This window comes from Rhodococcus sp. 14C212, assembly GCF_011058195.1.
Classification (GTDB): domain Bacteria; phylum Actinomycetota; class Actinomycetes; order Mycobacteriales; family Mycobacteriaceae; genus Rhodococcus; species Rhodococcus aetherivorans.
Genome location: NZ_JAALEH010000061.1, coordinates 1 through 19,329, shown reverse-complemented (window position 1 = coordinate 19,329; position 19,329 = coordinate 1). Strand labels below are relative to the sequence as shown.

Annotated in this window: 14 protein-coding genes; 5 read left to right on the top strand and 9 right to left on the bottom strand. The window is 63.7% G+C overall.

The annotated features are described in order from the left end of the window. Nucleotide 1 precedes the first annotated feature (1 nt). The 7 genes from G6038_RS21660 to G6038_RS21630 form a co-directional block, all read right to left on the bottom strand. Nucleotides 2-1,684 carry an AMP-binding protein gene (locus G6038_RS21660; protein ID WP_165039820.1) on the bottom strand — a complete coding sequence of 561 codons (1,683 nt, stop codon included), beginning with the start codon at nt 1,682-1,684 and terminating at the stop codon, nt 2-4. Beyond that, nucleotides 1,681-2,619, bottom strand: coding sequence for an SMP-30/gluconolactonase/LRE family protein (locus G6038_RS21655; protein ID WP_165039819.1), 939 nt, complete (start codon nt 2,617-2,619; stop codon nt 1,681-1,683). The genes G6038_RS21660 and G6038_RS21655 overlap by 4 nt, the downstream gene beginning before the upstream one ends. Next, nucleotides 2,619-3,755: a CaiB/BaiF CoA-transferase family protein gene (locus G6038_RS21650; protein WP_165039818.1), complete on the bottom strand. Its 1,137-nt coding sequence runs from the start codon at nt 3,753-3,755 to the stop codon at nt 2,619-2,621. The genes G6038_RS21655 and G6038_RS21650 overlap by 1 nt, the downstream gene beginning before the upstream one ends. Beyond that, nucleotides 3,752-4,153: a Zn-ribbon domain-containing OB-fold protein gene (locus G6038_RS21645; RefSeq protein ID WP_165039817.1), complete on the bottom strand. Its 402-nt coding sequence runs from the start codon at nt 4,151-4,153 to the stop codon at nt 3,752-3,754. Before G6038_RS21645 ends, G6038_RS21650 begins: the two co-directional genes overlap by 4 nt. Beyond that, nucleotides 4,150-5,328 (bottom strand): thiolase family protein, encoded by a 1,179-nt coding sequence (locus G6038_RS21640; RefSeq protein ID WP_165039816.1) that lies wholly within the window; start codon nt 5,326-5,328, stop codon nt 4,150-4,152. The genes G6038_RS21645 and G6038_RS21640 overlap by 4 nt, the downstream gene beginning before the upstream one ends. 219 nt (nt 5,329-5,547) lie before the next feature. Then, nucleotides 5,548-6,660, bottom strand: a complete 1,113-nt coding sequence (locus G6038_RS21635) for an NDMA-dependent alcohol dehydrogenase (protein ID WP_050034293.1) — start codon at nt 6,658-6,660, stop codon at nt 5,548-5,550. Nucleotides 6,661-6,691: 31 nt separating this feature from the next. Beyond that, on the bottom strand, nt 6,692-8,197 hold the full coding sequence (locus G6038_RS21630; RefSeq protein ID WP_165039815.1) for an aldehyde dehydrogenase family protein: 1,506 nt from the start codon (nt 8,195-8,197) through the stop codon (nt 6,692-6,694). A 279-nt stretch (nt 8,198-8,476) separates the two neighbouring features. Between G6038_RS21630 and G6038_RS21625 the strand changes: the two genes are divergently transcribed. The 4 genes from G6038_RS21625 to G6038_RS21605 all read left to right on the top strand — a co-directional run bounded on the left by G6038_RS21625 (nt 8,477) and on the right by G6038_RS21605 (nt 13,683). Next, nucleotides 8,477-9,208: a GntR family transcriptional regulator gene (locus G6038_RS21625; protein ID WP_006931474.1), complete on the top strand. Its 732-nt coding sequence runs from the start codon at nt 8,477-8,479 to the stop codon at nt 9,206-9,208. A gap of 736 nt (nt 9,209-9,944) precedes the next feature. After that, complete coding sequence (locus G6038_RS21615; RefSeq protein ID WP_165039813.1) at nt 9,945-11,261, top strand: MFS transporter; 1,317 nt, start codon at nt 9,945-9,947, stop codon at nt 11,259-11,261. Nucleotides 11,262-11,376: 115 nt separating this feature from the next. After that, nucleotides 11,377-12,156, top strand: a complete 780-nt coding sequence (locus G6038_RS21610) for an alpha/beta hydrolase (RefSeq protein WP_165039812.1) — start codon at nt 11,377-11,379, stop codon at nt 12,154-12,156. A gap of 183 nt (nt 12,157-12,339) precedes the next feature. After that, a complete protein-coding gene (locus G6038_RS21605; RefSeq protein WP_165039811.1) occupies nt 12,340-13,683 on the top strand; it encodes an MFS transporter in 1,344 nt (447 codons plus the stop codon). Here the strand turns inward: G6038_RS21605 and G6038_RS21600 are convergent. Further along, complete coding sequence (locus G6038_RS21600) at nt 13,598-14,113, bottom strand: alanine racemase C-terminal domain-containing protein (protein ID WP_165039810.1); 516 nt, start codon at nt 14,111-14,113, stop codon at nt 13,598-13,600. The two genes, G6038_RS21605 and G6038_RS21600, sit on opposite strands and share 86 nt — an antisense overlap. 568 nt (nt 14,114-14,681) lie before the next feature. Here G6038_RS21600 and G6038_RS21595 point away from each other — a divergent pair. Continuing rightward, nucleotides 14,682-18,146: a serine/threonine-protein kinase gene (locus G6038_RS21595; protein WP_165039809.1), complete on the top strand. Its 3,465-nt coding sequence runs from the start codon at nt 14,682-14,684 to the stop codon at nt 18,144-18,146. Nucleotides 18,147-18,151: 5 nt separating this feature from the next. Here the strand turns inward: G6038_RS21595 and G6038_RS21590 are convergent, their stop codons facing one another. Further along, nucleotides 18,152-19,303, bottom strand: a complete 1,152-nt coding sequence (locus G6038_RS21590) for an MFS transporter (protein ID WP_165039808.1) — start codon at nt 19,301-19,303, stop codon at nt 18,152-18,154. Nucleotides 19,304-19,329 lie beyond the last annotated feature (26 nt).

Here is a 19,329-nt window from a genome sequence, read left to right as displayed (position 1 = left end):
GTCAGTGGTCGGAGAGCGGAGTGTCAACCGCCGGGGTGGGCATCCCGGCGGCGTCGAGCCCGAGTTCGGTGAGCGCAAGTTCGCGCAGGCGGCCCTTGGGTACCTTGCCGCTCGCGACCCGCGGGAAACTGGCACTGGTTCCGTAGATCACATGGTGCGGGGCCTTGTACTTGGCGGCTCTGCTGCGGACGTGGTCCTGGATCCGGTCGAGGGTGACGTCGTCTCGGTCGGCGTCGACGAAGACAACGATCGCCTCCCCGCGCGCGATGTCGGGAATGCCCACGGCATGCACTTCGCGGACGCCGGCGATCTCCCCTACCAGAAGTTCCACTTCGAGTGGGCTGACGTTGATGCCGCCGGGCTTCATCATCTCCGAGAGCCGGGAGTGGAAGTGCAGGTATCCGTGCTCGTCCATGTATCCGAGGTCACCGGTGCGGAAGAAGCCGTCGGGTGTCATGACCTCGCGATTGCGGTCGGGATCTTTGTAGTAACCCCGCATGACGTGGCCGCGGATCAGGATCTGTCCGATTTCACCGGTCGGTACGGGCTCGTCGGTATCCGGGTCGGCGATGCGGATGTCCCAGTCGGGGAGGGGACGCCCGATGGTGTCCTCGGCCCGCTCGACCGGGTCGTGGGCATCGGTCAGCGCGCACAACCCGTAGGACTCGGTCAATCCATAAATGCTGGTGCCCAGGGTCAGCCCGAGTTCGGTGCGGGCGAGTTGACGGTCCGCCTTGCTCAGGCCGAGGACACCCTTGCGAAGGCTGAGTTGGCGGCGAGCGCAGTCGGGATGGTCGACGAGGCTTCGGGTCATGTTTCCGAGCCCGTAGTACGCGGTGCAGCGCTCACGTTCGAGCAGTTCGAGGGCTCGGCCTGGTTCGTACACCTCCATGAGAACCACACAGGCGCCGTGGGTCCAGGTCGCGCCGAGGGCCTGGATGACACCGAGTCCGTAGAACAGCGGTGTCGCGAGGAATGACCGGTCGTGCTCGTCGAGCGCCTGCCGTTCGCCGATGTTGAAGGTGTTGACGATGGCGTGGTGATGTTCGAGCGCGACACATTTCGGTCGCGCCGTGCTGCCGCTGGTATAGATCAGGTACGCGAGGTCGTCCGGCTCGACTGCGGCTTCCGCATCGGCCAGTGCGTCGTCGCTGATCTGTTCTCCGCAGCCGAGGAACTGACGGAGCGATACGGCAGCCGGGAGGCGGTGCTGCCCGAGCTCGACGACGTGGTGCAAGGCTGGCAATTTCGTGTCATGGAGTACGCCGTCGGGGCCGGGTGCCTCGGTGACCGCCGCGACGGTGCATGCGACAATGGGAACATAGTCCGTATCGCGAAGCCGATCGAAGAACAGCAGGACCTTCACGTCACCGTGGTCGAGCGCGTACGCGAGCTCATCGGTCTTGTACCAGGTGTTGATGGGCACGACAACTGCGCCTATCCGCGTCCCGGCCATCGCGGTGCACAACCATTCGGGGCGGTTTCCGGCCAGTATTGCGATCGAGTCACCACGGCCGATTCCCATGGCCAGCAGCGCCTTCGACCATTGGCTGACCCTGTGATCGAGTTCGGCGAAGGTGGTGGCCGTCCCTTCGAACGAGATCGCGGCCCGGGTGGGGAAGCGGTCGGCCATTTCGTGCAGCAGGGCCCCCCAGGTGCGAGCGGCAGGAGCTGATGCGGTCATTGGAGTTCCTCGCGGTGTGCAGGCGACGAATCGGGTGGGGCCGGAGAAGCAGGCGGGGTGGGTAAGCCGGAGGTTTCGACAGGGAAGGCGAGTACGCGCCCGCCCTTGGCAACGGTGACGATCAGACGGTCGAGCGCGTCGCCGGCGAAGCAGACGCTGGTGGGCATCGCTCCTACACCGATCGCCAACTGCTCACACATCTGGCCGGTCGAGTCGAAGTAGGTGACCTTTCCCGATTTGCTGCCTGCTACCCACAGACCGCCCTGAGCGTCGATGGTGATGCCGTCGGGGGTCGAGACGGTGATTTGCGGGAAGTCATGATCGACGGTCGCGCTGTGTGCTGTGACCACATAGCGGCGTACCCGATTACGAGCGGTCTCGGCGACATACAGGTGTTCCGGGTCGGGCCCGAACGCGATGCCGTTGGGAAAGAAGACGTCGTCGAGAACGACTGAGGCGTGATCGGCCGCGGGGTCGTACCTCCAGACGCGACCCGGCAGGGCTGCGCTGCCGAAGCCGTGGCCGTTCGGGTCGGTGAACCAGAGGGCGCCGTCCGGTCCGAACGTACAGTCCGACGGAGCGTGAACCCTTCCGTTGAAGATGGTGCTCGGCGCGGCGGCCGCCCGGTGATCCCAGACCTGGATGGACGGCGAGACCGGCAACTGTGATCGGGTGGGCATCGCGCCGCCACCATTCTGGGTGATCCACAGTCGCCCGTCGCAGCCGAGCGTCATGCCATTGGGTCCACCACCGGTTTCGGCGACTGCCACAGCCGGGCGCCCGTCGAGGAAGATCTCGTACAGCGCGCCTCGACTGACGCTCGTGACGAACAATCGGCCGTCTGTGGTCCATACGGGCCCCTCGGTGAAACCGATGTTCTTCCCGAGTGTCAGGCCGTCGTGGACTGTTCTGCTGATAATTGTCGGTGCCGCCATCAGTGCTGTCCTGTTCTGATTGTCGCCGGTGCCGCGCGGACGGTCGACGCCCAACGCGTCATCAGGGTCTCGGCTGGCTCTGTGTTCTCGCCGCGGCCACCGGCGGTGCCCGGTGTTCTGCTGTAGCGAGGAGCGGGCGCCGGCTCGACGCGATCACCACGGACGAGGGTGTTCCGAAACTGCATATGCGGATCGGTCACCGCCTCGTCGAGCGCGAGAACGGGGGATACGCACGCGTCGAGTTCGGCGAAGACCAGTGTCCATTCTGCGCGCGTTTTCATCCGGAAGATTCGCGCACACAGGTCCTTCATGGCGGGCCACTGCGCCCGGTCGTGCTGTGCCGGTAGGTCGGCGTCGGCGAGCCCGAGACCGAGGAGCAGTCGCTGGTAGAACTGCGGCTCGATGCTGCCCACGGCCATGAAGGCGTCGTCCGCGGTCCGGTAGACGTTGTAGAAGTGCGAACCACTGTCGATGCTGTTTGTGCCGGGTTCGCCCGACCAGTTCCCGGTGGCCTTACGGTTCCAGATACCGCTCATGAGCAGGCTGGTTCCGTCGATCATTGCGGCGTCGACGATCTGGCCGGTACTGCTGGATACCCGCTCGTAGAGTGCGGCGAGGATTCCGATGACCAGCAGCATCCCGCCGCCGCCGTAATCGCCGACGAGGTTCAGTGGCGGAACAGGGACTTCGCCCTGGCGGGCGATGGACCGGAGGGCACCGGTCAGGGCCAGGTAGTTGATATCGTGCCCAGCGGTAGCGGCGAGTGGTCCGTCCTGCCCCCAGCCGGTCATTCGGGCGTAGATCAAGGCCGAGTTGCGGTTCAGGCAGGTGCCGGGTCCGAGCCCAAGCCGTTCCATCACGCCCGGCCGGAATCCTTCGATGAGTACGTCGGCGTGGTCGATGGCCTCCAGAGCACGGTCGCGATCGTGTAGGTCCTTCAGATCGAGGCTCAGTGCGGTCCGTCCCCGACCGAGGATGCCGGGGTCGTCGGTGTGCTGACCGGGCCGGTTGATGCGCAGAACTTCCGCGCCGGCGTCGGCGAGCATCATCGCGGCGAACGGTGCCGACCCGAGTGCGGCAATCTCGACGACGCGCAGTCCACGGAGTGGGCCGAGGGAGGGGGCTGTGTCGGTCATGTGCCTTCCTTGTCGGCTGCGACGAAGATCAGGTGCGACTCTCCGTTGTCGATGGTGGTGAAGTCGGCGCGGACTCGCTGCCCGATCCGGAGAGAGGACATCGGCGCGCCGACGACGTTGCCGTAGATCCTGGCGCCCTCGTCGAGTTCGATGACCGCGACGACGTACGGGCTCGGCAGGTAGAAGTCGGTCAGGTAAGTCCTGTGGAAGGCGGCGTAGGACCACAACCGGCCCTCACCGCTCACCGTGTTCCACTGCGGGCTTTCCGTGTTTCCGCAGCGAGTGCAGGCCGCTTTCGGGGGGAAGTGATGGTTTTCGCAGGCTGCGCATGCGCTGATCAACAGCTCGTGCCGGGCCAGTCCTTCGAGGTGGGCGGTCAACGAATAGCGGGGGTTCATGCCTGTGCTCCGTACACGACCGAGGTCACCACGGGAGCGGCGCACAGGTACTGAGCGATGGTCGCATCGTGCACCTGGCGGTCGCCGCACGTTTTCCTCAACTGGCGGATGGCCTCGACGTTCAGCCCCCACCCTTGCATGTAGCTTTCCGACAGATGTCCGCCGGAGGTGTTGATCGGCAGTTCACCGCGCAGTCCGATGCGGCCGTCCTGGATCCATGCTCCGGACTCGCCGGGAGCGCAGAATCCGAGGCCCTCCAAGGTAAAGAGCACATTGGGGCTGAAGTTGTCGTATGCCATCAGGACGTCCACGTCGGCCCGAGTGCAATCGGCCATTGCATACGCTTGTTGCCCGGCGGTGCCGATTGCCTCGCGCCAGAAGTCGTCCGGAGGGAAATCGGAGTTGCGCAGCTGCCCTTGTTGTCCGAACCCCAGGACGTGAACGGGTGGTTGAGCGCAGTCGCGGGCCCGGTCCGCTGAGGTGAGAATCATGGCCACGCCGCCGTCGTTGATCAGGCAGTAGTCGTAGATCTTCAGCGGTTCGACGATGAATCGGGACTCGAGGTAGATCTTGTGTGAGATGGGATCTTTGAATACGGCTTGCGGATTCCGCGATGCGTGCTCTCGGAGGGTGACCGCAACCTGCGCCAGTTGTTCGGCGGTGGTGCCGTACTGCGCACAGTGCCGCTGGAACATCATCGCGTAGAAAGCTCCGGGCGAGGTCATCCCATACGGCAGGGTCAACGCCGGGTTGGTGCCGTATCCCTCGGCGGCCGCGCTGGCGCTCGCGCCGCCGCCTCCATAGGTGTGCCCACCCGAGCGCCCGTTGTTGCCGTACACCAGCGCGACGGTGGAGGCCACTCCAGTAGCGATGGCCAGCACCGCCATCTGGATGGCGACGCCGGTCATGCGTCCCTCCGCCGGCAGCTGCGCCGACCAGCGGGGTTCAATTCCCATCCGCGAGGCCACCACCTCGTAACTACTCACCCGGTTCACGATCAAGCCGTCGAGGTCGCGCGCGCTGAGTCCGGCATCGGCGAGTGCAGCCTCGAGGGCGGTCGAGCCCAAATCGTCGGCGGAGGAACCCGTGAAATTGCCGAATTCGGTCGTGCCGACCCCAACCACTGCGGTGGCCGCGCGAAGTGCGGCGCGATCTGCGTGACGGTGCGTCTGCACTACAACTCCCGATTTGATAAATGATACGTACGGACAAATTCACTGTGGCATGCCCGCGGTGTTTTCGCAAGAGGGTGGACGCGAGGGTTGTACCGCATACCTTTGTGCTGCTGAGGCATTGGGTTAAGAGTGAGTTCACCGGATGTGCGAGCATGCCACGGCGACCTTCCGGTCCCTTGCGAAGAGACCGGAAGGCCCCAAGCGGCGCGGTAGAAGCGCTCAGAGTGAGAAGTCGATGATTCCGCGGATGTTCTTACCGTCTCGCAGGTCCTGATAGCCCTGGTTGATCTCGGCGAGCTTGTAACGGGTGGTGATGAGTTCGTCGAGTTTGAGCTGTCCTGCATCGTAGAGTCGCAATAGCCGGACGATGTCGTACTGCGGGTTCGACGAACCGAACAGAGTGCCCTTGATGGTCTTCTCCATGAACACCATTTCCTGGCCCGACACGTGGACGGTGAGGTTGGCGGCATTGGACACGCCCGTGACCACGACCGTCGAGCCCTTCCCGATCACCTTGAATGCTGCGGTGATGGTTTCCTCGTCCATGGTGCCGATCAGCACGAGGGCCTGATCGGCACCCTGACCCCAGGTGAGTTCATTGACCTTCGCATGTGCTTCCTCGGCGTTGGAAAAGACGTGAGTCGCTCCGAATTTGAGCGCGGTGTCTCGCTTGAATTCGACGGGGTCAACACACACGATGTACTTCGCTCCGGCGTGCACCGCACCCTGAACCGCATTGACGCCCAATCCGCCGATGCCGTAGATCACGGTGGTGTCACCGGGGCGAACGTTGCCGGCATTGACGGCGGTGCCCCATCCGGTCGGGACGCCGCACCCAACGAGCACTGCAGAGTCGAGGGGAAGCCAGTCGTCGACCTTCACGACCGAGTACTCGGACACGGTCGCGAGTTCCGAGAAGGCGCCGAGCATACAGAAGGCGCTGTAGTCGGTGCCGTCCTTGTGTAGGCGGAAGGTGCCGTCCGGCATGCTGCCTTCGAGAATTGTCGATCCGGCATCGCAGAGATTCTGGTGCCCGGTCGAGCAGTACCGGCAGATGCCACAACTCGGGGTGAAGCTGCAGACCACGTGGTCTCCGACAGCGACCTTCTTCACGCCTGGGCCGATCTTCTCGACGATGCCCGCGGCTTCGTGCCCTCCCACCATCGGATAGCGCACCGACAGATCTCCGTCCATCATGTGCAGATCCGAGTGACACAGTCCAGCCGCGGACATTCGCAGCATGACCTCCCCGGGCCCGGGATCGTCGATGTCCAGTTCCATGATTTCGAACGGGGCGTGGGGTGCGGTCAGTACGGCGGCGCGTGTCTTCATTGTTCTTCCGATCGTCGTTCGAAGGATTTTCTCAGCTGTGCATGGTCCATACGGACTTGGTTTCCAGATATCCGTCGAGGCTGTCCGGGCCCAGGTCACGGCCGTAGCCCGACTGGTGGAACCCGCCGAACGGAGCTGCTGGATCGGTCAGCCCCCAGCCGTTGACGTAGACGGTCCCGGCCTGCAGTCTGCGCGTCATCGTCTGGACGGTATTCACATTCGTCGTCCAGATACCCGCGGCCAAGCCGTAGTCGCCGGCATTCGCCCGTTCGATGACCTCGTCGATGTGGTCGAAGGCGAGAACGACGACAACCGGACCGAAGATCTCCTCACGTGCGCATTCCATGTCGTCGGTCGCATTGGCGATGATCGTCGGAGGGTGGAAGTGCCCGGTCAGATCGCCGGGAACCTGCGCAGACTGATAGACCTTGGCGCCCTTGATTTTTGCATGTTCGACATATCCCCGGACGCGCTCGAGTTGCGCATTGTTGACCAAAGGGCCGAAATCGACACCCTCGTCGAGCCCATGTCCGATCCTCAACTGCCCGGCGATCGCGGTGAGTTGCTCGACGACCTCGTCATGGATGTCTCTGTGTACAAACAATCGTGATGGCGCGCTGCAGGTTTGACCGGAGTGCCAGAAGATGCCGCCCGCAGAACCGGTCACCGCCTCCGTCACGTCGGCGTCGGGCAGGATGATGTTGGCGGACTTGCCACCAAGTTCGAGTGTCACCCGTTTGACGTCGGCCGCGGCTTGGCGAGCGATGTGCTTGCCGACCTTCGTCGAGCCGGTGAATGTGAGCTTGTCGACCCCAGGATGGGCAACCAAGGCTTGACCAGCGGTCCCGCCGGTGCCGGGAACGACGTTGAGCACGCCGGGGGGCAGTCCGGCCTCGCCGGCGAGTTCCGCCAGCCACAACGCCGACAGGGGCGTTTCTTCGGAAGGCTTGAGGACCATCGTGCACCCGGAGGCAAGTGCGGGGCCGATCTTCCATCCGCACAGCAGAAGTGGGAAGTTCCATGCGGTGATCGCGCCCACCACTCCGACCGGTTCGCGTTCGGTGCGCACGTGGATACTCGGATGAGACACCGGGACGGTCGAACCGACGATTTTGGTGGGCCAGCCGGCGTAGTAGTGAAACGCCCGCGCGGCGAACTCGACATCGATGTTTCGTGCTGCGCCGAGGACCTTCCCTGCATCGAGGACCTCGAGCTGAGCGAAGTCATCGGCGTGCTGGTAGATCAGATCGCCGATCCGGTGGAGGATGCGTCCGCGGTCAAGGGGGCTCATCTGCCGCCACGGGGCCGACTCGGCAAACGCGCGCCGGGCCGCATCGACCGCGTCGGCGACGTCGTCCACTCCTCCGGAAGCCGCAACCGCGATCTGGCGCCCGGTTGCCGGGTCGAAGACGGGAATCTCCTCGCCGCTGCGCGCTGCGCGCTGTCCGCCATCGATGAAGACGTGCGGGGCGCTCTTCAGGCGGTTGACGACAGCCGAGGAGAGACGGTGATCGGTCGATGCGATGGGTGTCATCATGCCTCTCAGATTGGATATGTGATACATCAGATGTGACTCACGTTACGCCAACGTGGCCTCGAAGTCGAGTCCGGCCCAGGCGCCGCGGACAGCGAAGTGCCGAGCCAGGAGAAGCGGCCGGCTGACGAACTACACAAAACCGCTGTTCAGAGCCGTCGATGCGCTACTTGGGGGACGATCGGCGTGCGGCGGCGTGTTGCACGTGGCGATGCGTCAGCGGTGCCCCTACGGATCACGTACACTAGCCCGTGTTGATGATTGATCAAATTAGGAGTCGAGATGACTGCGTCTGACGCCGGAATCGATCTACCGATTCGTGCTGCACAGAACGGTGGCCGGCGTGAGGACGCTCGTCCGCAGGTGGCGCGACGAAACATGAGTGGTCAGGTCGTCGACTACATCAAGAATATGATCTTCGACGGGTCTCTGATTCGGGGACAGCGAGTGCCACAGGACCAAATCGCCAAAGATCTCGGCGTCAGTCGTCTGCCGGTTCGGGAAGCGCTCATCACTCTCGAGGCCGAAGGATTGATCGACTCCGAGCCGCATCGCGGTTCTTATGTTGTCCCCATCCGGCGCGAGGACATCGACGATCACTACCGAATCTACGGAATGGTGCAGGGGCTCGCGTCACGACGTGCCGCGTCCCGTATCACCCAGCCAACGCTTGCCCGGTTGCAGGAGCTACACGAACTCATGCAGAACAGCGACGATCCTGACGTGCTTCATAACCTGAACTGGGAGTTTCACGCCCTCATCAACCAGACGGGTGGCAGCCGGCGCCTGTTGTCGGTGTTGCGGCAGTTGGCCAAGAACCTGCCACGGGCCGTGTACGAGGCACCGCCCGGCGCGAGTCCCGAAGCCACTCGGAGTCACCAGAAAATGCTCGACGCCTTGAAGCGTGGGGACGGGGCAGCAGCGGAGGCTGCGTCGCGCGAACATGTTCAGTTCGAGGGCGAGTACGTGATCGCCAAACTCAAGCGCGACGGCATCCTCGCCGACGACGACTGAGGACGGCGAACAGACACGTCGGAAGACGGCGCAGGTCACCGGCCGGGCTGACACGGTGAACCGGCCGGTGACCTGGCGGGCGAGTGCGTCTGAAACTCGGCAGGTCGAGTTGCTGCTGCATCCACCCCAGCGCGATGGCTTCGGCCCGTGTACGCGCGCGCAACTTGCGCAGGATATGGCCCACATGGAAGCACCCGGCGCTCTCGGCAATACTGAGCTTCTGTCCTATTTCGCGGTTGGATGAGCCGGCAACCAGGCATTCGAGCACGTCACGCTCTCGACCGCTCGATGATGTCCAACGCGTCCAGGGCCCACGCCATCGACGTGGGAAGAAACGCGGTGAGCTGACCGCGGATCTGAAGAGCCGCGCGCGGGCTGCCGGTCATCCAGCCCGTCTGAACGCAGGGTCCCTCATGGCACGGTGGAGGGCGAACCATCCGCTGGCGCCGAGATCGGTCTCGTTCCGCGAATGACAGCGATCGGCAAGGGTGTCGGAACTCCCCCACCTTCTTCCCCGTACGGAGCAGGTAACTTGTATCAAATATCCGGGGAGTATTCGTCGGCGTGAGCCCTAGCCGCACCGTCCTGTCGGTAAAGTACCAGTTCAGAGCGGTCATACGTGCCACTCCCCACCTCTCCCGTGGCTGCACACTTGATAAATGATGCAAAAAACCGCAGACTGTGTGGCGCACGCCACTGCGTGATCCCCTCCTCCTCGATGTCCCCAGGAGCCCCGATGCCAGAAACAGCCATCGACGATGGTTTGCGCGAACGCCCATCCACTCCACTTTCCGCGGAGAGCAACCGCCTGAGGCCCTACCACTGGGCTGTCATGGTGCTCGGGGTGCTCGGCTACGCGACCATCGCCGCCGACGCCGCGATTTTCCCCACGAGCTATCCCCTCATCCAGCAGAGTCTGGGGTTCTCCGACAAGGCCGTCGGGTACATCTATGCGGCCGGATTCTTCACCTGCGGCGTCATCGCCATGTTCCTCATCGGTCCGTTGACGGACCGCTTCGGTCGTAAGCCACTCTTCGTCGCAGCTATCGCGATCTGCTCTGCGTTCACTATTCTTGCTGGATTCTCCTGGAACACTGCGTCATTCGGTGTAATGCGGTCGATCGCAACAGTCGGGTACGTTTCGTGGGGACTGGCCACCGTGCTCATTGCCGAGTCAGTACCTGCGAAGCACCGGGGATGGATGACCGGGACCGTACCAGTGGGCTGGGCCATCGGATTCGGAACATCGGCCTTCTTCTCCGAACACATCGCAGCCAGCATGGGATGGCGGGCGGTGTTCTGGATCGTCGGCGTACTCCCCTTGGCCTTCGGTATCGCGGTCTTCTTCGTCATCAAGGAAACACCGCACTTCCAGGATCTCCAGCATGCCCGTCGGACGGGGGCGAGCAAGTTCCACGTCGACGTCGCCAAGACGGAGAAAAGTGTGCTCGCTCAGCTGTGGGCAGCGGATATGCGTCGCCGCACCATCGGAGTAACCCTGTTCTTCCTCTTCATCGTGCCCCAATACGCCATCATGTCCTATTTCGGACTGAGCTTCCTGCAGGCGAAGGACATCTCGTTTCTCGAGGCCAACCGCGCAATAACCTGGGCAAACTGGCTCGGTATCGTCACCATCCTCGCCGCCAGTTTCCTCACGCGGGGCAAAGGCGCCCACTACACCCTCACGTCCGTCGGGGTGCTCGGATCTGTCTGCGCCATCTTCATGGTGTACCTGGCCACACCGTCGACGATCTTGCCCTGGTTCGTCGTCTACGTCTTGATCACCATCGGGCTATGGGGCGGATCCTCGAACTTCTTGCAAGAAGCCTTTCCCACCCGTATTCGTGGCACGGGTGGAGCATGGGGTTCTGGCATGTTGTGGGCCAGCTACGGAACTCTTGCGCTCATCGTCGCTCCATTGCTGACCGTCTACAGCTGGAATGTACTGGTCATCGTCTTTGGTGCCGTACTGCCGCTGATCGCGCTGATCGGCCTGTGGCTGGTTCCGCGACCGAAGGCGCTCAACTCCAACCTCGAAGACCTGGTGCACTGACATGCTCCCCCGCACACTCCGAGCGATCCGGAGGATTTCGCCGCCGTTGTCGAACACAACCTCCCCGTGCCTCGGCCCTCCGCCTCAGGCCCAATGACATGAAAGGGAAGAGCCGATGAAGGTTTTCGACGTTGTAGACCAGGGACACGGACCAGCGGTGCTCTTCTCCCACGGCACGCTCCTGGATCGGACCATGTACACCGAGCAAACCGCTGCTCTGGCCGATCGCTACCGAACCATCGCCTACACCAGCAGGGCCGGAACATCGGAGTATGCCACCGACTACGACCTCGACTCGCTGGTCTCCGATTGCCTGGAGGTGGCCGCCCGAGCAGGAATCGACCGATTCGTACTGGTGGGAATGTCCGTGGGCGGTTTCATGGCGATCGAACTGGCCCTGAAGCACCCTGAACGGCTGGCCGGGCTGGTCCTGATGGACACGATGGCTGACGCCTATACCAGCGAGGAGAAGGCTCGGTTCGCCGATGTGTTCCGACCCATGAAGAGCGAAGCCCCCATCTCCGCAAGCTTCGCACAGACCTTCGTTCCCATCATTTTCGGCCCGCAGGCCATCGCGAACCGTCCCGATTTGGTCGATTCGTGGGTGCGCAAGTGGCGGACCAGACCATCGCGGTCGGTGTGGGGCGAATACAACTCGTGGATCGGCAAGCACGAACGCCTTTCCCGCCTGCCAGAGATAGAAATCCCGACCCTCATCGTGCACGGTGAGGACGACAACGGCATCGACATTGCAGCTGCCGAACGGATGCATGCCCGGATACCGGGATCGGCCTTTGCCCGAATCCCAGGCGCGGGTCACTTGGCGACTGAAGAAAGCCCCGATGCCGTGACAACCGCGCTGACGACCTTCCTCGATGCCCTACCGCGTTGGTAGATCCGGCCGGACAGTCATCGAGCATCCGTGGACTACCTGGTCTCCCGTCGAGCATCGTCGTCACCGGTGCCGATCCTGATCGACGGAGGACAGTCCGCGTGAACGTTGCCCGACTCCCAGAAACCGTGCACTACGCCACGGTTGCCGCTTCCTCACATTACTGTTCTCTCTGGAGGAACCATCATGAGCGTGCCTGAAAAACGCTCCACCACAAAGATGCTTCGTGTTACTGCAGCAGGATTCGCCGGCACCGCACTCGAGTACTACGACTTCTTCCTGTACGGCACCGCCGCAGCCCTCGTGTTCGGACCCCTGTTCTTCCCGTCATACAGCCCACTGGCGGGGACCCTCGCCTCCTTCGCGACTTTCGCGGTGGGATTCCTGGCGAGGCCATTGGGCAGCGTGCTCTTCGGCGGAATGGGTGACAAGGTCGGCCGGCGCAAGACGCTCGTGGTCTCGCTGTTGATGATGGGCACCGCGACGGTTCTGATCGGCATACTTCCGACATTTGAGCAAGTCGGCTGGCTTGCACCGCTCCTGCTGGTCACTCTCCGTTTCGTGCAAGGTATCGCGATGGGCGGAGAGTGGGGTGGAGCTGCACTGATGCTCGTCGAGCATTCACCCCCGCGCCGGCGCGGGCTGTATGGCAGCACCGTCCAGATGGGGGTGCCCGGTGGACTCCTGTTGTCGACCATCGCCGTCACCGTCAGTGACCACATCTCCGGCGACGCTTTCGAAACGTGGGGATGGCGGATTCCGTTCCTGCTCAGCGCCGGACTCTTCGCCATCTCGATGTTCATTCGCCTCGGCGTCGAGGAAACCCCGGACTTCACCGAACTGCAGACGGCATCGGCCCAGCAAAGCACCCCGGTGCGCACACTACTGCGCAGTCAATGGCGGGACGTCGCATGGGCCGCGGGCGTCATTGCTCCTGGAGGCATCCTGTTCTATCTGGTTTCCACCTATGCCGTCTCCTACGGCACCACCATCTTGGATATCAGCCGTACCACGATGCTCAATGCACTGCTCGCCGCATCGATCGTCTATTTGATAAGTCTGCCGGTATCCGGTCATCTGAGTGACCGGTTCTCACGCCGTACTGTCCTTCTCGCCGGGTGCTTCACCGCCCTGTTCGGAGGGTTCGTGCTGTTCACGCTGATGAACACCGGATCGGGCTGGGCCGCGTTCTTGGGTATCACCTTCATGCTGGCGGTGGTGCATTCGGCACTGCAAGCCCCGCAGCCGGCCTTCCTCGCGGAACGATTCAATGCCGATGTCCGGTTCAGCGGCGTCGCGTTGAGTCAGGCCCTGTCGGTCAGCGTCATCGGCGGCACCGCCCCGTTCATGGCGACGCTGTTCTATAGCTGGACGCACTCCACCTGGCTGATCTGTACCTGGCTCGCACTCTGGAGCGTGGCTGGGGCCGTCTCGACGATCGCGCTCAGCAGGAGACCATGTGCGATCGACGATGCCGGGCAGCGACCGGCCGATACCGACCGGGAACACCGGCTCGGTGCGACACGTTAACTGACCGGCACTCACGACAATTTCCGCGGGTGTGCTGTTCCGTCCGCTCGGTGGACAGCGCACCCGCGGCGCTCTGAACCGGAAATATGCTGCGCGCCAATGATGTAACGCCATTCGATCCGACTACGCAGTCCGCCGAGGATCTCGGCGGGGGTCGTCCCGAACGCGCGAGCCCACCGATGCGCGCCCCCGGTGGTGCCCTCAGTTCCTCGAACAACACCGCACGATCTCCTTCCATGACATCGGTGTCCGTCCCGAGGTAGACCACAATCTGATCCATGCACACCAGCCCGATCTGAGGGCGCCACCACCTTCCGCCCAGCAGCACCGGCATACTGCGGCCCAGCGCACGCGAGATCCCGTCCGCGTGCCCCACGGGCAGCAGAGCGACCGAACAGTCCCTTCTCTGCCACCCGACCGAGGTCGGCATGGACCGGGTCGAAGCGCAGGTCACCGCGGCACCAGCTCGAGGTGAACGTTCGCAGTTGACGGCCACCTGGTCCCTCGCGGCGGTCCCGTGCCGTGCCGTGCCACCGCTATTACCTGGCCAACGCACTGACCGCGATCTTGCACCGCACGGTGGCTGTACGCGTCTGGCTCGACTGCCGCCATCAACGACGCCAACGGGGTCGGAGCCGACAGGGCCATCGTGCTGCGGGAGACGGGGTCGAGGTTCACACAGGCTTCGATGACAGGTCGTCGGTCCTTCAGAGATGCGGTGCTGGGAGCGCCATCGTTCTCCCAGTAACGATTGACACGGTTATGGCTCTCGATTCGATGCTCCGCACCCGCCCACACAGGGTGGGGGGATGACCGGTAGTGCCGCGGACGAGGCCGCGAATTCTGCTTGACCCCTCCTCAGCCACCATCGCGGTCATCGAGCGTGTATTGACGCGTTCAGGGCGGGTTCGGTCGGCTACCAGATTATCCTTGATTCAGTAGGCGCGAGGTGGGTGATGAGCCGATTCAAGGCACCAGGTGCCGGTTCGAGGTCGTAGGTGGCCGAGACCGATCCGGGGGCAACGCAGCGCGACCAGACTGCAGCCATCGCCACGGAGCTGGCTGCGGAGGGATTCGAGGGCGCCACCGAGATCGGACGGGGCGGCTTCGGTGTGGTTTATCGCTGCCGAGAGCGGGCTCTCGATCGCGTCGTAGCGATCAAGGTGCTCACGACCTATCACGACCCGGAAGGCGTGGATCGCTTTCTCCGTGAGCAAAGAGCAATGGGGCGCTTATCCGGGCACCCCAACATCGTCACTATCTATCGCGTCGGGACGACGGGTGCCGGTCACCCGTACCTCGTCATGCACTACCACGAGCCGGGCTCCCTTCAGTCGCTGATCGAGTCGGGTCCGATCCCCTGGCCCCGGGTCCTACACCTCGGTATCAAGGTGGCCGACGCGCTCGAGACTGCCCACCAGCAATCCATCCTGCACCGAGACGTCAAACCCGCGAACATCTTGATCGACACCTACGGAGAGCCGCAGCTGACAGATTTCGGCATCGCGCGCATCGCCGGCGGGTTCGAGACCGCGGCCGGTGTCGTCACCGGGTCACCCGCCTACACCGACCCCGACGTGTTACTCGGGCGTCCCCCCAGCCCGGCGAGCGATATCTATAGCCTCGGAGCCACTCTGTTCTGCGCGCTCACCGGGCACGCGGCCTTCGAGCGGCGCCGCGGAGAGTCTCTGATCGACCAGTTTCGGCGCATCACCAATCCGAGCGGCTCCCTGCTACGCGACTGGCATGGAGAGATTCCCGAGGAGGTCTGCACTGTGATCGAGCACGCGATGGCACGCGATCGCGGCAATCGTCCCCGCACGGCAGCCGACTTCGCCGACCAATTACGCCGCGCCCACCACAACGCCGAAGGGAGTGCGACAGACTCAGGTGCCGCTCCGGACTACACTTCACCAGCGTTCGGATTCCGATTCCCGGCACCGCACTCGCGGACCCCGATGCCCTCCGGCCGGTACTCGGCACCCCCAACACCCGCCACCAGATTCCGACCCCCACCACCGAGCCGTACGCTGGTCACCCGGGACCGTCTGATGCAGGCCCTTCACACCGATCGACGGCGACGCCTGACCGTCATCCACGCACCCACCGGCTACGGAAAGAGCACCGCAGCGGCACAGTGGCTCCATCAGCTCGCCGACGAGGGCATTGCCACCGCATGGCTGACCATCGACCGAGACGACGACAATCCTCTCTGGTTTCTCGCACATCTCATCGAAGCCATCACCACCGCGTTGCCGGCCTTGGCGACCGAATTGCGTAACACCTTCGAAGCACACGGTGACCGCGCGTGCCCGCACGTGCTGACAACGTTGATCAACACACTGCACGATCAAGACCAATACCTGGCTCTCGTCCTCGACGACTGGCATCGGGTCTCGGATCCCTCGAGTGCGGCTACGCTGACGTACCTACTGGACAACGGTTGCCACCACGTCCAGATCATCGTGACCAGTCGCACGCAAACTGGACTGCCGATGAGCCGGATGCGCGTTCGCAACGAACTAGTCGAGATCGATTCGGCAGTATTGCGATTCGACGAAGGAGAAACACGCAGCTTCCTCATGGAAGCCTCGGGACTGGACCTGGCAACAGAGGACATCGCCGACCTGGCGAGGTCGACCGACGGCTGGGCCGCCGCCATACAGCTGGCGTCGATTTCTCTGCGCTCGTCCGCGGACCCTGCCCAGTTCATTGCACACCTCTCGGGCCGCCACCACGCGATCGGTGATTTCCTCGCCGAGAACGTCCTCGACTCCCTCGATACGGATACGCGTGCATTCTTACTGGCCACCGCCATCCCCGACCGCATCTGCGCCGATCTGGCCTCGACCCTGACCGATGTGCGACGCGGTCAGGCGATGCTCGAGCTGATCGAAGCGCGTGACCTTTTCTTGCGCCGAGTCGACGACGAAGGGCACTGGTTCAGATACCACCACATGTTCGCAGAATTCCTGCGTGGCCGACTCGACACCGAGTTCCCCGGGCGATCGGCGCAGTTGCATCGATCCGCATCCACCTGGTTCGCCGAGCACCGCTTTCTCAGCGAAGCAGTCGATCACGCACTGCGTGCCGGCGATACGGCCGGTGCAGGGAAACTGGTCGAACGCGACGGGACGTATCTGCTCGAGCATTCGCAGATGTCGACGTTGCGTGGACTTGTCGACAAGCTGCCGACAGACAGCACAATGTCTAATCCGCGGCTGCAACTCGCCGCCGCGTGGTCGAACATCCTGCTCTACAACCCAGGCCCCGCTCTGCAGGCACTTGACCGCGTCGATACCGCGCTCACCCACCTCAGCGCGTCGGAGACCCCCGCGCTGCGTGCCGAAGCCTCGGTGATCAGAGCAGTCGTGGAATTGCGTGCAGACCGAGCCTCGCGAATCGACGACTTGGTGCGTCCGTGTCTCGATCGTCCCGATGACTTTCGGCCGTGGGTCGTATCCGTCGCAGCGAACGTTGCGACGTTCGCCAAGATCTGTCGGGCGGACTACCGCGCCGCCTATGCCCTTCAGCACTGGGCCGCAGCGTATCACCAGCGGAACAACGGACCGTACAACTCGGTACACGGACACTGCTGGGTGGGTATAGCGGCCTTCGAGCAACTGGATGTGAAGCTGGCGGAAGCGAGTTTCCGCACCGCGGTGAAGATCGCTCAGCAAGTGGATGGTCGACGCTCCTACACCGCTCGGTTAGCCGGCGGGCTCCTCGGTGAAGTTCTGTACGAACAGGGACACACCGCCGAGGCCGAGCGACTACTCGACGACGGATACGACCTCGGACCACACGCGGGCGCTGTCGACTTGAAGATTGCCCGGTACGTCGTCGGAGCCCGAATCAAAGTGATACTCGGCGACCGGTCAGCGGCCGTTACACGACTGGACGAGGGAGCCCGATTCTCCATGCAGATGCAACTGCCGAGGCTCTACAGCTCCATCGTCAACGAATCGGCGCGCCTGGATCTCGTCCTACCATCCTCAGATGCCTCGCAAACTGCAGATCTCACCTACGCCGAACGTGCGGAGCAGGTGTCCGGTCTCGACGAGATTATCGCGCAGAACCGGGAGGAGGCGGCCATCACGCGATTGGTGCGAACCGGATCCCTGGCGAATACCGAGCTCGCATGTCAGTGGGCCAGAGAGTGGGCGGAGCGACTTGCGGGCAGCGAACGCCACCGGGCTGAGCTACGGGCCCGCAGGCTGCTGGCCGGCTGCCTCGCCGCATCCGGCCGTAGCAAAGAGGCTGGAAGCCTGCTCACCGGGGTAGCAGCCCAATGCGCGAAAGCCGGGTTGGTGCGGTTTCTCGCCGATGGAGGAGTACACGTCATGGACACCCTCCGACAAATCGCCGACAACGTCCATCCCCCCAGACATCCGCCGCTGTCGTCGGACCTGCCAGACGAATTCGTGTCGGCCGCGCTCGCGGCTGATGCCGACCTGCCCTGAGCTCCCTACCGCAGGGATGACACAGCACCCTCGGTGCCGTGTTGAATCGATCGTCGGGCCCCGGCTCCTGCGGAAGAGACGAGGATCAAACCCGCCCCGATGGCGAGCCAGATGGCCGCGGCAAGCATGCCGATTCGGAAACCCCAAGGGCTGACCACCGAGGCGAGGGCTGGTCCGGCGCTGGCACCGAGAAAGGTGAAGGATCCGTACAGTGCCGTTGCACCGCCCGTTTCCTCCGGACGCACCTGCACCAGAAGTGACTCGACAATGGCTGACGCCGTAGCGGAAATCGCCGCCACGAGCAGCAACACCGCTATCGACAGTCCTACCAGGTAGTCCGACGACACCGATCCGGCGGCCACGGACATCGCCGCCACACCCAACGCCGCCGCGCCCCGGCGGGCCGGTCGCCACCGCCTCAGCACTCGACCCAGAAATGGAATGACGAGAAGTGCTGGCACAGTGATCAAGCGCAGCACCTGCAGGGCCTCGGGATTTCCGGCAACCGACGGCGGGCCCACCAGCGAGATGGTGGTGAAAACGCTGACATACCCTCCGAGGAATGTGGCCGAAGCACCGAACAGCGCGACCAACCGCCACCTGCCCAGAATCGTCACCAAGACCCCGAAGAGCCGCGCACCACGGGGGTGGCCGATGGCCCGCGCCCTTGGAACGAACACAACAACGACCACGGCGGCCACCGCGAGCGCACCCGCACCGAGCACAAAGACCGCGCGCCAACCGGCCGCAACAGCGATCACCTGTGCGGCGACGGGAACGACTGCCGCCGCTCCGAGGAAACCGCTGGTCAAACAGCTCAAAGCCAGCAGACGCTGGCGCGGATCGATGTTCTCGGCAATATACGTGAACGCGGCGGGGGCGAAGGCGGCTGCCGCGCAGCCCTGCCCCGCGCGAGCGATCAGTTCGAGAAGCAGCGTGGAAGGAAAGGCTGCCAGCAGCGTGGTGACGGCAGCGGTGCACAGACCCACAGACATCACGGTATGGGAACCGAACCGCGACGCCAGCGGCCCCGCCGCGAGGAACCCGACAGCATAGCGGTAGTTTGTTAGTTCGGGAGGTAGAGGTGCAGGCCGTGGCCCGCCGCGACCGAGTTCATCAGGGCCTGCAACTGCGGCGGCGGGGGCGCCGTCGACCATGCCGGCCACCAACGTCGCAACGCGAC